Below are 13596 nucleotides of genomic sequence, written 5' to 3'. Positions count from 1 at the left end.
CCTCTTCAGGAAGATGCAGCCTTTTTATCGTCGCCGGATCGAGGCTTACCAGCCGGGCAGCATATGGCTCTGCCGCAGGCGCGGATAGCGCGGGAAATTCTTCACATCGCCATCGATATCGTCGGCTGCGGCAACGGGGGTGATGTTGTCGAGGCAAGCGGTGATGTGGTTGGTGATGGCATTGGAGAGCGAGGGCGACAGGCCCGGCCGCTTCATGATGCCGATCTGCACCGGCGCCAGCGCCGGGAAGCCGTCGGCCTGCGTCAGCACCTTCATGCCGGTGCGCAGCGCCGATTCCGGCAGCACCGAAACCGCCATGCCCGCCAGCACCGCCGAGGCGACCACGGTGGAAGACCAACTGGTGAACAGGATTTGGTATTCCTTGCCGGTCGCATCGAGCGCCGCGCAGGCCGCCTGTCGCCACAGGCAATCGCGCTTTCCGACCGCAAGCGGCACCGGCGCGTTTTCCGGCAGCGGATGGTTGATCGAGCTGACCCAGCACAGCGGCTCGGTGCGCACGACATCGGAGGCGCGGGCGCGCGGATTATGGGTCACCAGCGCGATATCGAGATCGCCCTTGGCCATCTTCTCGGCAAGGTCCACCGAGGGCTCGCAGACGATGTAGAGCTCCACATTCGGATGCGTCTTGGCAAAGCGCATGATGATTTCCGGCATGTAGCGGTCGGCATAGTCGTCCGGCGTGCCGATCCTCAGCATGCCCTCCAGCCGGTTGTCGTCGAAGGAGGCGATCGCCTCGTTGTTGAGGCGGATCATCCGGCGGGCGAAATTGAGCAGCCGGTCGCCCTCGGTCGTCAGCCGGTTGCCGCGGCCGTCCTTGGCGAAAAGCTGCTTGCCGATGCGCTCTTCGAGCCGGCGCATCTGCATGGAAACCGCCGATTGCGTCTTGAAAACCCGCTCGGCCGCCTTGGTGAAGCTGCCGGTATCGGCGATGGCAACGAAAGTTTGCAACTGATCGATATCGAGCGGTGCGGACATGGCCGGAATACCCATAAGATTGTTTGATAGATACCATTAGAAACATTCGTTGGACTGATCAATAAGGATTTGCGAGCTTGGCGATGCAAACAGCGCAAATCGCCGCTCCGGCCCGCACTCCGGACAAAACCTCGGTTCGACCCGTCCCCTGCCGACCTCCCCGGCGGACGGGTCCCCTGTGGTCGGTGAATTGCGCCTGCACCCGGAAAATTCGTGCCAGAAAAAGGAGTTTCGTTATGCGCGCGACCGATTACGCCCTCGGCCCCGACCTTGCAGGGAAGGCGGCCACTGCCTCTCGCCGCAACGGACTGGTTGTGCTGGTGGCAATGGTCTGGCGCGCCTTGCGAAACCGCAATGCGCTGATGCGCCTGGATGAACTCGACGATCGCCGGCTTCTGGATCTCGGCCTCTGCCGCGAGGATGTCCGCAGCGCCATCACCTCGACCCTGCTTGAGGATACCGGTGCCTACCTGACGAAGGCCGCCCGCGCTCGCACGCGCGGCTATTACCGGGAAGCGCTCGACAAGGCGCAGTCCGAAGCATGAACCATTCGTCATGCCTCCCGCATGTCCCGCGGGTTGGCATGGCAGGCGCGCGGCCGCCTCCGCGCGTCATCCTTCCCCGCAGGGTAGAGCCAATAGACCCTGCCGCTTGCCCGGCGTTCGATCCCCAAGGTCGGCGCCGGGCTTTTTCTGTTATGGGGAGGAAAGTGTGTTGCACCAGCCTCCTTTCTTCCGTCATGCTCGGCCTTGTGCCAAGCATCTGCTGGTCCCTCGATTTTCTCGGAGAAGCTGGAAGATCCTCGGCACAAGGCCGAGGATGACGAAAGAGAGGGGCAAAAGCCGTAAAATCGGCCGCGTGATTATTCGCTCTTGCCACGCGCACTGTCGAACAGCGCGTCGATGGTCTTCTGATATTCCTTCTGCGCCTCGATGCCGCTGTCGAACATCGTGCTGATCATGTCGGTGAACGGCGCAAGCGGGCCTTTTTCTGGCGGCTTTTCCTTCTCGGCCGGCGTCATCATGTCCTGAAACGCCTTCATGAACGGGTTATTGGCAAAAAGGTCTGCCGGTTCCGGCTTCTTCGCCACCGATTTCGGTTGCAGGAAGGCCTGCATCGCCTGGGTGAACGGGTTGTCGAAGGGGTTCGGCGCCGGTTCAGGCTTGCGGGCGAAGCCGGAGGCTTCGAGCCAGGATTGCATCATCGGCGCGAAGGGATTGTTGGCGCCTGTCATCTGGCCGGTCATCTGATCCGTCGCCTGCTTGAAAAGCCCGCCCATCAGCGCCGTCGCCATGACCGGCAGCATCTGCTTGTAGACCTCCTGGCCGATGCCGGTCATCTGCGCCGCCTGTGCGGCAATCGCCCGCGACATTTCCTTCGAGCCGAACAACTGGCCGAGAATGCCGTTGCCGTCGGCGAGCCCCTTGTCGGTGAAGGCCTTCGACATATCCTCGAAATATTGCAGGTGGTTGCCGCTTCCCATCGCCGTGAGGAAGGCGCCGAAATCATAAGGATTGGCGGCATTGCGCTTCAGCGCGGTGGAAAAGGCCGGCATTAACGCTGCCGTCGCCTTGGCCATCTGTTCCTGGGCCAGGCCGAACTGCCGGGCCATGACCTCCATTGCGTGGCCGTTTTCGGCCTGCAGCATCATATCAAAAAGCGGAAGCATCTACGGACCCTCTCCTCCGGCAACAATGGGCCGTAACCCATGTTGTTGCACTATAACGGGAAAACCTCCGCAGAAAACCGCTTTCTGCAGTCCTTCAATATTGGTAGTCGGCAAAGACCGGCTCGACCGAGCCATTCCAGCGTCCGTTGTAGAGCGCCAGCATGTCCTCGGCGAGCGTCGCCTTCTTGGCGAGCACTTCGTCGAGCGGCGCCAGGAACACGCTCTCATCGATACCGTCGCCATTGAGGCGGTTGCGGTTCTTCAGGCCCATGCGGGAAATCGCGATGACTTCGCGGGCGATATCGTAGAGCGAGATGCCGTCGAGCGTCGCCTTCAGCCCCTCGGCCGGCACGGCATCGCGCATGGCGATCGTATCGGCATAGGTCCAGTCGCGCGTCAGTTCTTCGGCGGCAGCAAGCGCCTGATCGTCATAGAGCAGGCCGACCCAGAAGGCCGGCAGCGCGCAGATACGACGCCACGGGCCGCCATCGGCACCGCGCATTTCCAGGAAGCGCTTGAGGCGAACGTCCGGGAAGAGGGTGGAGAGATGGTTCGTCCAGTCGCCCATGTTCGGCTGCCAGTCGGCGATCTCGCCCTTCAGCGCCCCGCCAAGGGCCTGGCGGAAGGTGATATGGGTGCAATCATGGTAACGGCCGTCACGCACGACGAAATACATCGGCACGTCGAGCGCCCATTCCACATAGTCGGCAAAACCGAAATCCGGCTTGAAGGCGGCGGGAAGCACGCCTGCGCGCTGGTTGTCGGTGTCGCGCCAGATCTCGCCGCGCCAGGAAACGAGGCCGTTCGGCTTGCCGTCGGTGAAGGGCGAGCTGGCGAAGAGCGCCGTCGAGAGCGGCTGCAGCTTCAGCGAAACCAGCATCTTGCGGCGCATGTCCTCTTCCGAGGAGAAATCGAGGTTCACCTGGATAGTGCAGGTGCGGTACATCATGTCGAGACCCTGCGTGCCGACCTTCGGCATATAGCGGCTCATGATGTCGTAGCGGGATTTCGGCATGCGTGGCGTTTCAGCCAGCGTCCATTTCGGGCTGCCGCCCATGCCGAGGAAGCGGATGCCCAGCGGCTCGGCGATTTCGCGCAGCACCGCGAGGTGATGGTTCGATTCCTTGCAGGTCTCATGCAGGGTTTCGAGCGGCGCGCCGGAAAGCTCGAACTGGCCGCCCGGTTCCAGCGAGATCGCGCCGCGGCCGGATTGCTCGCCAAGACCGATGATCTTGCCGGCATCGATGATCGGTTCCCAGCCGCTCTTTGCGGCCATGCCGTTCAAAAGTGCGGAGATGCTGGCCTCGCCGTCATAGGGCACGGGGCTGTTGTCGGCCTTGAAGAAGGCGAATTTCTCGTGCTCGGTGCCGATCCGGAACCGTTCCTTCGGTTTCGATCCCTCGGCCAGGTATTCGGTCAGGTCTTCGATCGAGGCAATCGGTGTCTGATCGGTGGTGTCGCGAGCCATGGGCATCTCTTCTATGGGTGCGGTAAGGCGGAAGGCCCCGGCTGCTTGAACCGGATCGCGCCCCCGCGCAAGTGAAATTCTTTCAAGCTGCGTTCAAAAAATCAACAGCATGGAACGGCAGCGGCGGGATATCATCTCCAGTCGCCGATCGCCGCCTGGATGACGGCCATGGCGGCAACCGCTGCGGTATCGGCCCTGAGAATGCGCGGCCCGAGCGGAATGGCGGTGACGAAATCGAGGCTGCGCAAAAGACGGCGTTCCTCATCGGAAAAGCCGCCTTCCGGACCGATCAGCAGCGCATGTTTCGTCTCTTCGATGCGCGACAGGATCGGCAGCGGGTTCTGTCCCTCGTCGCCCTCGTCGCAGAAGATGATGCGGCGGTCCTTCGGCCAGCTCTCGAGAAGATCGGCAAGCCTGCGCGGCTCGGCGACATCGGGAATGCCGAGCACGCCGCATTGTTCGGCCGCTTCGATCACATTGGCGCGCACGCGGTCCAGGCTGCCGAGCTTGCCTTGCACATGCTGGGTCATGACCGGCTGCAGCAGGCCCGCGCCCATCTCGACGGCCTTCTGCACGAGATAATCCAGCCGGCCGACCTTCAGCGGTGCGAAGAGATAGTGCAGGTCGCAAGGGGCCGGCTGCGGACGGGCCTGCTCGGTGGCGGTGAGGATCAGCCGCTTGCGGGTAGGAAAGGAAAGCTCCGCCTGCCACTCGCCGTCGCGGCCGTTAAAGGCCAGCACGGCATGCCCTTCCTCGAACCGCAGCACGTTGACGAGATAGTTATACTGTTCCTTGGTCGCCTCGTAGACAGCGCCCTTTGAAAGCGGCGCGTCGATGAACAGCCGCTGCATCCGGAAATTGGCCCGCATGAAAGCCCCTTACATGAAAAGCAGATAGAAGAGACCGTAGACCGCCGCCGAAAGCAATGCTGAAATCGGCACCGTGATCACCCATGCACCGACGATCGTCAGGATATGCGAGCGGCGCACCAGCCGGCGGCGATGCTGCTCGTCGGGGTTTTGCTGGGCGCGGAGTTCGAAATTGTCGTGGCCGGTTTTCTGGCGCACATATTCCAGCCGCCGCTTCGAATTGCGGGTGTACCATTCGCGGAAAAAGCCGATGCCGAAGACGGCGCCGACGGCGATATGGGTGGTCGAGACGGGCAGGCCGAAGGTGGAGGCCAGGATGACGGTTATCGCAGTCGAGAGCGCCACGCAAAAGGCCCGCATCGGATTGAGGCGGGTGATCTCATGGCCAACGACGCGAATGAGCCGCGGTCCGAACAGCAGCAGTCCGCAGGAAATGCCGAGCGCCCCGATCAGCATCACCCAGAACGGGATGGCCGAGTAAGGGCCGACTGCTGCGGTCTTCAACTGCGTGACGATGCCGGAAAGCGGGCCGACCGCATTCGAAACGTCGTTTGCGCCATGGGCGAAGGACAACAGCGCCGCCGACAGGATCAGCGGTATCCCGAAAAGCTTGCGCAGCGACTGATTGCGGTTGTCGAGACCGACGGCCTGACGCCGGATCACCGGCCGCATGACGATGAGGGTGAAGATTCCGACGACAAGACCCGTTCCGAGCCCTCTGGCTGTCTGGATTTCCATCACCCGGTCGAGGGCAATCAGCACGAAATAGCTGGTGAAGATGCCGGTCATCGCCGCGACAAGGATCGGCGTCCAGAAGATCGCCGCCTCAATCTTGTCTTCGCGGTAGATGATGAAGGTCTTGATGAAGGCGAGCAGCAGCGCTGCCACGCCGCCGCCGAGCACCGGCGAGAGCATCCAGCTCAGCGTGATGCCGAAGAGGCTCAGCCAATGCACCGCCGAAAGCCCGGCCGCAGCGATGCCGGCCCCGAGAATGCCGCCGATGATCGAATGCGTCGTCGAGATCGGTGCGCCCGACCATGTGGCGATATTGATCCAGATCGCCGAGGAGAGCAGGGCGGCCATCATCACCCAGACGAAGGCCATGCCTGTCGGCATGTAGGCCGCCGAGACGATGCTGGATTCGATCGTCTGCACCACCGTTCCGCCGGCAAACAGCGCGCCGATGATTTCGAAGACGGCGGCGATCGTCAGTGCCACCGGCATGCTGATCGCGCGTGCGCCGACGGCTGCCCCGACATTGTTGGTGACATCGTTTGCGCCGATGTTCATCGCCATGTAGCCGGCGACGACGGCTGCGAAGACAATGATCAGGAAGCCGGGCTGGTCGAGAACATAGAGCGCCGCGAACATGCCGCTGGTCAAAAGGAAGATGAGCCCGAGCCCGAGGCCGGCCCAGGGCTTCAGCACGTAATGCGACGCTTCCTCGGTAAAGGTGACCTTGTCCAGATCCTTGTCGAGCGTCGGCTTTTCAAGGCTGGGCGGTGATTTTGCCACAGACGCTCCTCCATTCGGGCCGCAAGACGGGCAAATGTCTTGCAAGGGGTGAACCCGGTTAGGTTCGCCCCCGGCCGATATTAGCCGCTTTTGAATGATTCTTTATGAAATGCAAGGCTGTGCAAACGCCCGGCGGAGGGTTTTTGCCGATCGCGCAACAAAGGATGCCGCAGGTGCGATATTATTTAGCCAGCTGCAGACTTTTGGTCCGGGCGGATCGTCTCCAGAAGCTGTTGCTCGTAGCGTAGGATCAGCTCCTTCAGCTCCGGTTCCGCGACGCGGTTTGCCGCTTCTGTGAAGCTCACCCATTCCAGCTTCCTGCTGCCCTTTTCCGGGTAGCGCTTAGCCATGTCGAACACCGCGACGGAATAGACCTGCGCCCGGCAGCGCACGCTCATGCCGTGTTCGAGGCCCTTCTGGTAGGTGTAGTCGCCGATGCTGTCGGGGTTGGCATCGCCCTTGACGCCGGCTTCCTCCCAGGCCTCGCGGGCCGCGACCTCATGGGATTTCTTGCCGTCCATCGGCCAGCCCTTGGGGATGATCCAGCGGCCGGTATCGCGGCTGGTGATGACCAGCATTTCCGGCTGCAGCGTCTTCTTCTTGAACCGGTAACACAGCGCAGCACACTGCATTCGCTCGGGACGGCGAAACATCAGGCGTACCTCGTTGGTGATGCGGTCGAAAAAGCTCAATGTCAGGGCGTCCTTTCCGGATCTTTCGTGGGAGAGAATCGTCGGTAACTGCGCAGTATGCCCTGTTTGCGAGGGCTGTAAACGCGCAGAATTCGTGATTCAAATATAGTGCTGAAAGACTTCCGATGAAGGGCCGGAAGATGGGAAACATGCCCATAAAGGATTTCCGGCCCGGCGTCTCGCCCGAAAGCGATATTCGAAGACGCTGAAACGACATTGTTGTCGCGGGCGCGCGATGGGGGCAATTCAACCGGCCCGCGTCGGGCCTTCGGCCTTTTCACGGGCCTTGAGGCGCAGGCTGGAAATGCGGCTCCATTCGCCGCTGCGCTCGGCGTCCAGGGTGGCGGTGACGATGAAATCGATATGGGCATGCGCCGCCTCGCGCGCCGCATCCGCATCTCCGGCCATGATCGCGGCATAGATCGCCTCGTGCTGGGCAAGCAGCCGCTCGGAGGCCCCCGGCGCATCGAAAAGCACGGCGCGATTGAAGAAGATGCCCTCGCTCAGGAGCCGGTAGCAGGAGCGCAGCGTGTGCAGGAGGACGATGTTGTGGGCGCTTTCGCCGATGGCGTTGTGCAGCTCGATATCGGCCTTCATTTCGCCCTCGGCCGAGCCCTCGCGATGGGCGGCGCGCATCGCCTCCATGATGCCGGTCAGCATTTCCCGGTCGAAGCGGGTGGCGCGGCGAGCGGCGAGCGCCGCGGTCATGCCTTCGAGTTCGCGGCGGAATTCGAGATAATCCAACGTCGCCTTCTGGTGGCGGGCGATGAGGGCGATGACCGGCTCGGAAAAGATCTGCCCGATGACATCGCCGACGAACGTGCCGCCGCCATGGTGGCTGACGAGCAGGCCGCGCGCCTCCAGCTCCTTCAGCGCCTCGCGCAGGATCGGCCGCGAAACCTCGAGCCGGCCCGAAAGATCGCGTTCGCTCGGCAGCCGTTCCCCGTCGCGCAGCACCCCTTCGAGGATCAGCTGTTCGATCTGGTTGACGATCTCGTCGGCCGTGCGGCTCTGCGCGATGCGGGAATAAGTATCGATGGGGACGTTTGTCACGGGCTGCTCCTTGGCAAAGAATCTAGCCATGCGGCTAAAAGTGGTCAAATTCTTTGTCCACTTTGATCATGCGAAAGATGCGGCATGCGGCAAACTGTCCTTTTCCTTTTTGATCAACGGTTGCTAAAGAGTCTGCTGATGTGAGCGCGAAGGGGACACGCTTCATGGGAAATTTTGCCTTTCCGGGGTCGCCCGTCCGGGCGCAGGCTCTGGGAGAAATTCACGCGCGGCCTTATGCGCTGGTCAGCGCGCCGCGCGTCATCTTTCAGCTTGCCTTCATGACGGATGGCGGCGCGAGCGTCGATCATGCTGTTTTGTGCGAGCTGTCGCGGGGTCGCGGCGTGGCGCCGCCCGGCCGCGAGGCCAGTCACCACGCCATGCCCTGGGGGCAGGGCACGCTGCGCTGGGAGCGCCACACCGAATTCTCGACCTATTTCTGGGATTGTCCGGCGCCCGAGAATTTCGACGATCCGGTGACGATGCACCCCTTCGGCGACGGCTTCCTGCCGCCGGGAACGCTGATCTCCGGCATCCGCCTGGAAATCCGCCCCGATACGCCCGATGTCCGCAAGGCGCTGCTCGCCTTCGACCCGACCAGCCTCTGCTACGGTGACGTCAAGGGCGGGCAGGCGACCGTCGTCACCGACTTCCGCCAGAACGGCGACGGCCTGACGCGCATTCTCATTCTCGATGCGGGCCTGACCGAAGCCGGCACCGGTGCGCTCGTTCAGCGCCTGCTCGATATCGAGACCTACCGGACCCTTGCGATGATCGGCCTGCCGATGGCGCAATCGCTGTCGCCGGACCTGCGCCGCATCGAGGACGGCCTGACCGCCATCACCCAGCAGATGCGCAGCGACGCCCGCGAACACGCCGACAAGCTGCTCGCCGAAATCACCCGGCTCGCCGCCGAACTGGAAGCGAGCGCCGCCCTCAGCCTATACCGCTTCGGCGCCAGCCGCGCCTATTACGGCATCGTCCAGGAGCGTATCCGCACGCTGGCCGAAACCGGCGTGCCCGGCTACGAGACCATCGGCAGCTTCCTGGAGCGGCGTCTGGCGCCGGCCATGCGCACCTGCCAGTCGGTCGAGGAGCGGCAGGCCAACCTCTCGCGCAAGCTGGCGCGGGCGACCGCGCTGCTCAGAAGCTGGGTCGATATCGAGCTGGAGCGCCAGAATACCGTGATCCTCAACTCGATGGATCAGCGCGCCAAGCTGCAGTTGCGGCTGCAGCAGACGGTCGAAGGCCTCTCGGTCGCAGCGATCTCCTACTATGTCGTCGGCCTGTTCGGCTATCTCGCCAAGGCGCTGGAAAGCGAGGGCCTGCCCTTGAAGTCGAGCGTGCTCACCGGCCTCTTCGTGCCCGTCGCTATCGTTGCCATGTGGTTCGTCGTCCGCCGTATCCGCCAGCATCACGCGGAAGAGGATGGCGGCCACTAAACCCCGTCTTCACCGCTCCCAATAGGGTGTCGGGCCGTAAAGCTCCGCGAGGAAATCGACGAACAGCCGCACCTTGGCCGGCAGGAACTGGCGGCTGGGGTAAAGGGCGGAAACTGCGAGATGCTTGGTGCCTTCCCATTGCGGCAGCACCTGCACCAGCTTGCCGCTTTTCAGCTCCGGCCCGACATCCCAGGTCGAGCGCAGCGCGATGCCGGCGCCCGAAATCACCGCTTCGCGGATGACCTCGGAGGAATTGGTGATGAGCGGTCCATCGGCGCGATAGGCGATCTGCCCATCCGGCCCTTCAAGCCGCCAGCTTTCGTGATTATGCGCCGGCAGGCAGATGTGGTGGGCAAGCTCGGCAATGGTTTCCGGCAGACCGTGACGCTCGATATAGGTCGGCGCGGCGCAGAGAACGCGGCGCACCGGCGCCAGCCGCCGGGCGACAAGGCTGGTATCGACGAGTTCGCCGATACGGATGGCAAGATCGAAACCGTCGGCGACGATATCGGTGAACTCGTCGGTCAGCACGATATCGAGAACGAGGCCCTGATGCGCCTCCATGAAGCGTGGCAGGTAAGGCGCGATATGCAGGCGGCCGAAGGAGGTGGGTGCGGTGATCCTCAGCCGCCCCTGCGCCAGCTGCGAGCGCCCGGTGGCAAAGGCCTCCGCCTCGTCGATGCCCGCCAGCACGCCGAGAATACGGTCGTGAAAACCTTGGCCGGCTTCCGTCAATGAAATCTGTCGTGTGGTGCGCTGGAAAAGCCGCGTGCCCAGTCGATCCTCCAGCCGCCGGATGCGCTTGGAGACCACCGCTGGCGAATAGCCGAGTGCCCGGCCCGCCGCCGACATGCTGCCCGTTGCCACGACGCGCGTGAAGATTTCAAGATCGCCCAGGTTTGTCATCAGTATCGGCCAATTATTTCGGAAACGGAAAAGATGGGAATAGCATTTGCCCGGCAGTTTCGATAGTGGTAAAGAAAATAGACCAATCGGTAAAATTCCGGAAGGGATGCGCGTGTCCGATCAGATCGCATTTCTGGCGCCCCGGCGCTCCGTGCTCGACCGCCGCGAGGCGATCATCGCCGATCTTGCCGATCTTTTGCCGCCCGGCTGTCTTGTCAGCGATATCAGAGGTCTCGTTCCCTTCGAAACCGATGCCTTCATCGCCTATCGCCAGTTGCCGCTCGCCGTCACCCTGCCGGAAACCACGGCGCAGGTGGCGGCTGTGCTCAAATATTGCGGCCGCTACGGCATTCCCGTCGTGCCGCGCGGGGCGGGCACCTCGCTTTGCGGCGGCGCGATCCCGCAGGAGGATGCCGTCGTCATCGGCCTCTCCAAGATGACCCGCATCCTCGATATCGATCTTGCCAACCGCACCGCCACCGTCGAGGCCGGCGTCACCAACATCAACATCTCCGAAGCCGTCATGCCCGAAGGCTTCTTCTATGCGCCGGACCCGAGTTCGCAGCTCGCCTGCACCATCGGCGGCAATATCGGCATGAATTCCGGCGGCGCCCACTGCCTGAAATATGGGGTGACGACCAACAACCTGCTCGGCGTGAAGATGGTGCTGTTCGACGGCACGATCATCGAGCTTGGCGGCAAGGCGCTGGATGCGGCGGGCTATGATCTTCTCGGCCTCATCTGCGGCTCGGAAGGCCAGCTTGGCATCGTCACGGAGGCGACGGTGCGGCTCTTGGCGCGGCCGGAAGGGGCGCGGCCCGTGTTGTTCGGCTTTTCCTCGTCGGAGGAGGCTGGCGCCTGCGTTGCCGAAGTCATTGGCGCCGGCATCATTCCCGTCGCCATCGAATTCATGGACAAGCCGGCCATCAGCATCTGCGAGGCCTTCGCCAAGGCCGGTTATCCCATGGATGTGGAAGCCCTTCTCATCGTCGAGGTCGAAGGCTCCGAAGCCGAGATGGAGGCGACGCTCACCAGCATCATCGAGATTGCCCGCCGCCACGGCGTGACGACCATCCGCGAAAGCCAGTCGGCGACCGAGGCGGCGCTGATCTGGAAGGGCCGCAAATCCGCCTTCGGCGCCACCGGCCGCATCGCCGATTATATCTGCATGGACGGCACGGTGCCGCTCTCCCAGCTTTCGCACGTGCTGCGCAAGACCGGCGAGATCGTCGCGCGTTATGGCCTTCGCGTCGCCAATGTCTTCCATGCCGGCGACGGCAACATGCACCCGCTGATCCTTTACAATATCAACGACCCCGAAGACGCCGCCCGCGCCGAGCAAGCCGGCAACGATATCCTCAGACTCTGCGTCGATGCCGGCGGTTGCCTGACGGGCGAACATGGTGTCGGCATTGAGAAACGCGACCTGATGCTGCACCAGTTCAGCCAAGCCGATCTCGACCAGCAGATGGCCGCCCGCGCCGCCTTCGATCCGCAATGGATCATGAACCCGTCAAAAGTCTTTCCGCTCGAAGGGCGCCCGGCCGCATGACCGTCGATTTCGAACCGCAAAGCGAAGAAGAGGCGGCCGAGATCGTGCGCGCAGTGGCGGAACGTTCCGCCCGGCTGAAGCTCGTCGGCGGCGGCATGCGTGGCATCGTTGCCGATGTGGCGGCGGATGCCGTCCTTTCTACCCGCCGCCTTTGCGGCATCGTCAGCTACAACCCGGCCGAGATGACCATGAGCGCGCTGTCGGGCACGCCGGTCTCCGAAATCGAGGCGGTGTTGACCGAGCGCCGCCAGATGCTCGCCTTCGAGCCGATGGACCCGCGGGGCATTCTTGGCCTCACAGGCGAACCGACGATCGGCGGCGTCTTTGCCGCCAATGTCTCCGGTCCGCGACGGCTTTCGGCAGGCGCCGCCCGCGATCATCTGCTCGGCATCCGCTTCGTCAATGGCGAAGGTGCGGTGATCAAATCCGGCGGCCGGGTGATGAAGAACGTCACCGGCCTCGATCTCGTCAAGCTGCTCGCCGGATCGCACGGCACGCTCGGCCTGCTGACGGAAGTGACCTTCAAGGTCCTACCGCTGCCGCCGGCCTCGGCAACTGTTGTGCTCTCGGATTTGAACGACGCGGAGGCCGCCGGCGCCATGGCGCGGGTCATGGCGATGCCCTACGAGGTTTCGGCCGCCGCCCATCTGCCCGAAAGCGTGCGCGGCCGTTTCCTCGGCGGCGCGCTCCCGGATGGGCCGGCCACCGTTCTGCGGCTGGAGGGGCTGACCGCCACCGTCTCGGCCCGCGCCGAAAAGCTGGCGCAGGCCTGTTCGGTCGCCGGCCCGGTTGCGGTGCTGGAGGATGGGGCGAGCCGAAAACTCTGGCGCGAAATCCGCGATGTCGCGCCCTATGCCGATGGCACGGAGCGGGCGCTTTGGTGCATCTCCATCGCGCCGACATCAGGCCATCAGCTGGTGGCGGCCCTTCGCCTCGAAACCGGCGTTGATGCCTTCTACGACTGGCAGGGCGGCCGGGTATGGCTGCGCATGGAGGCGGACCCGGAGGCGGCGCTGATCCGGCGTTTTATCAAGGCACTCGGCGGCGGCCACGCGCGGCTGATACGGGCATCAGCGGCCATGCGTGCGGCCACGCCGGTTTTCGAGCCGGAAGCGCCGGCTGTCGCGGCGCTCTCTGCGCGGGTACGGGAAAAATTCGATCCCAAGGGGATATTCAATCCGGGACTGATGGGGTGATGACGATGGTGCGTTTCGAGTTTGCCACGACCACCCCCCTCTGTCCCTTCGGGACATCTCCCCCTCAAGGGGGGAGATCGGTTCCGAGCGCACGGCAGGTTTTCCCTTCTCCCCAGCGGGGAGAAGGTGGCCTGAAAGGCCGGATGAGGGAGACGGCTGGCACTGAACAAGCGGGGACACCCCCTGAACTGCCCTTCGGGCACCTTCTCCCCGCGGGGGAGAAGGGGGAGTTTGTCGCGCT

At 63.4% G+C, this 13596-nt stretch carries 12 protein-coding genes; 4 read left to right on the top strand and 8 right to left on the bottom strand.

Annotation, left to right across the window (positions count from 1 at the left end; translation table 11 throughout):
- Positions 1 to 45: 45 nt before the first annotated feature.
- Complete coding sequence (locus tag ASC86_RS03020) at positions 46 to 996, bottom strand: LysR substrate-binding domain-containing protein (protein WP_056318171.1); 951 nt, start codon at positions 994 to 996, stop codon at positions 46 to 48.
- Positions 997 to 1232: 236 nt separating this feature from the next.
- Here ASC86_RS03020 and ASC86_RS03015 point away from each other — a divergent pair, with 236 nt between their 5' ends.
- A complete protein-coding gene (locus tag ASC86_RS03015; protein WP_056315794.1) occupies positions 1233 to 1541 on the top strand; it encodes a DUF1127 domain-containing protein in 309 nt (102 codons plus the stop codon).
- 317 nt (positions 1542 to 1858) lie between these two features.
- Here the strand turns inward: ASC86_RS03015 and ASC86_RS03010 are convergent, their stop codons facing one another.
- The 6 genes from ASC86_RS03010 to ASC86_RS02985 form a co-directional block, all read right to left on the bottom strand.
- Positions 1859 to 2665: a DUF937 domain-containing protein gene (locus tag ASC86_RS03010; RefSeq protein ID WP_056315791.1), complete on the bottom strand. Its 807-nt coding sequence runs from the start codon at positions 2663 to 2665 to the stop codon at positions 1859 to 1861.
- 94 nt (positions 2666 to 2759) lie between these two features.
- Positions 2760 to 4133: a glutamate--cysteine ligase gene (locus tag ASC86_RS03005; RefSeq protein ID WP_056315788.1), complete on the bottom strand. Its 1374-nt coding sequence runs from the start codon at positions 4131 to 4133 to the stop codon at positions 2760 to 2762.
- Positions 4134 to 4264: 131 nt separating this feature from the next.
- Positions 4265 to 5002, bottom strand: coding sequence for a 16S rRNA (uracil(1498)-N(3))-methyltransferase (locus ASC86_RS03000; RefSeq protein WP_056315785.1), 738 nt, complete (start codon positions 5000 to 5002; stop codon positions 4265 to 4267).
- Positions 5003 to 5011: 9 nt separating this feature from the next.
- Positions 5012 to 6517 carry an inorganic phosphate transporter gene (locus tag ASC86_RS02995; RefSeq protein WP_056315782.1) on the bottom strand — a complete coding sequence of 502 codons (1506 nt, stop codon included), beginning with the start codon at positions 6515 to 6517 and terminating at the stop codon, positions 5012 to 5014.
- Positions 6518 to 6702: 185 nt separating this feature from the next.
- Positions 6703 to 7209 carry an NUDIX hydrolase gene (locus ASC86_RS02990; protein WP_056315780.1) on the bottom strand — a complete coding sequence of 169 codons (507 nt, stop codon included), beginning with the start codon at positions 7207 to 7209 and terminating at the stop codon, positions 6703 to 6705.
- 246 nt (positions 7210 to 7455) lie between these two features.
- Positions 7456 to 8262, bottom strand: a complete 807-nt coding sequence (locus tag ASC86_RS02985; RefSeq protein ID WP_244477509.1) for an FCD domain-containing protein — start codon at positions 8260 to 8262, stop codon at positions 7456 to 7458.
- A gap of 164 nt (positions 8263 to 8426) precedes the next feature.
- Between ASC86_RS02985 and ASC86_RS02980 the strand changes: the two genes are divergently transcribed.
- Entirely contained in the window at positions 8427 to 9701 is a 1275-nt protein-coding gene (locus ASC86_RS02980; RefSeq protein ID WP_056315773.1) for a DUF3422 family protein, read from the top strand.
- Between the two features lie 9 nt (positions 9702 to 9710).
- Here ASC86_RS02980 and ASC86_RS02975 read toward each other — a convergent pair whose 3' ends face one another.
- Positions 9711 to 10607: a LysR family transcriptional regulator gene (locus ASC86_RS02975; protein ID WP_056315771.1), complete on the bottom strand. Its 897-nt coding sequence runs from the start codon at positions 10605 to 10607 to the stop codon at positions 9711 to 9713.
- 112 nt (positions 10608 to 10719) lie between these two features.
- On the opposite strand from ASC86_RS02975, the gene ASC86_RS02970 reads away from it, so the two are divergent.
- Complete coding sequence (locus ASC86_RS02970) at positions 10720 to 12159, top strand: FAD-linked oxidase C-terminal domain-containing protein (protein WP_056318168.1); 1440 nt, start codon at positions 10720 to 10722, stop codon at positions 12157 to 12159.
- Positions 12156 to 13355, top strand: coding sequence for an FAD-binding protein (locus ASC86_RS02965; RefSeq protein ID WP_056315768.1), 1200 nt, complete (start codon positions 12156 to 12158; stop codon positions 13353 to 13355). The genes ASC86_RS02970 and ASC86_RS02965 overlap by 4 nt, the downstream gene beginning before the upstream one ends.
- Positions 13356 to 13596 lie beyond the last annotated feature (241 nt).

The organism is Rhizobium sp. Root1212 (assembly GCF_001424985.1).
Taxonomy (GTDB): Bacteria; Pseudomonadota; Alphaproteobacteria; order Rhizobiales; family Rhizobiaceae; genus Pararhizobium.
The sequence above is the reverse complement of the archived record's forward strand: the minus strand, read 5'-3'. Positions and strand labels throughout refer to the sequence as shown.

Coding starts and splice junctions, on each gene's coding strand:
- ASC86_RS03020 (WP_056318171.1), bottom strand. CDS start 996: ATGTCCGCACCGCTCGATATCGATCAGTTGCAAACTTTCGTTGCCATC.
- ASC86_RS03015 (WP_056315794.1), top strand. CDS start 1,233: ATGCGCGCGACCGATTACGCCCTCGGCCCCGACCTTGCAGGGAAGGCG.
- ASC86_RS03010 (WP_056315791.1), bottom strand. CDS start 2,665: ATGCTTCCGCTTTTTGATATGATGCTGCAGGCCGAAAACGGCCACGCA.
- ASC86_RS03005 (WP_056315788.1), bottom strand. CDS start 4,133: ATGGCTCGCGACACCACCGATCAGACACCGATTGCCTCGATCGAAGAC.
- ASC86_RS03000 (WP_056315785.1), bottom strand. CDS start 5,002: ATGCGGGCCAATTTCCGGATGCAGCGGCTGTTCATCGACGCGCCGCTT.
- ASC86_RS02980 (WP_056315773.1), top strand. CDS start 8,427: ATGGGAAATTTTGCCTTTCCGGGGTCGCCCGTCCGGGCGCAGGCTCTG.
- ASC86_RS02975 (WP_056315771.1), bottom strand. CDS start 10,607: ATGACAAACCTGGGCGATCTTGAAATCTTCACGCGCGTCGTGGCAACG.
- ASC86_RS02965 (WP_056315768.1), top strand. CDS start 12,156: ATGACCGTCGATTTCGAACCGCAAAGCGAAGAAGAGGCGGCCGAGATC.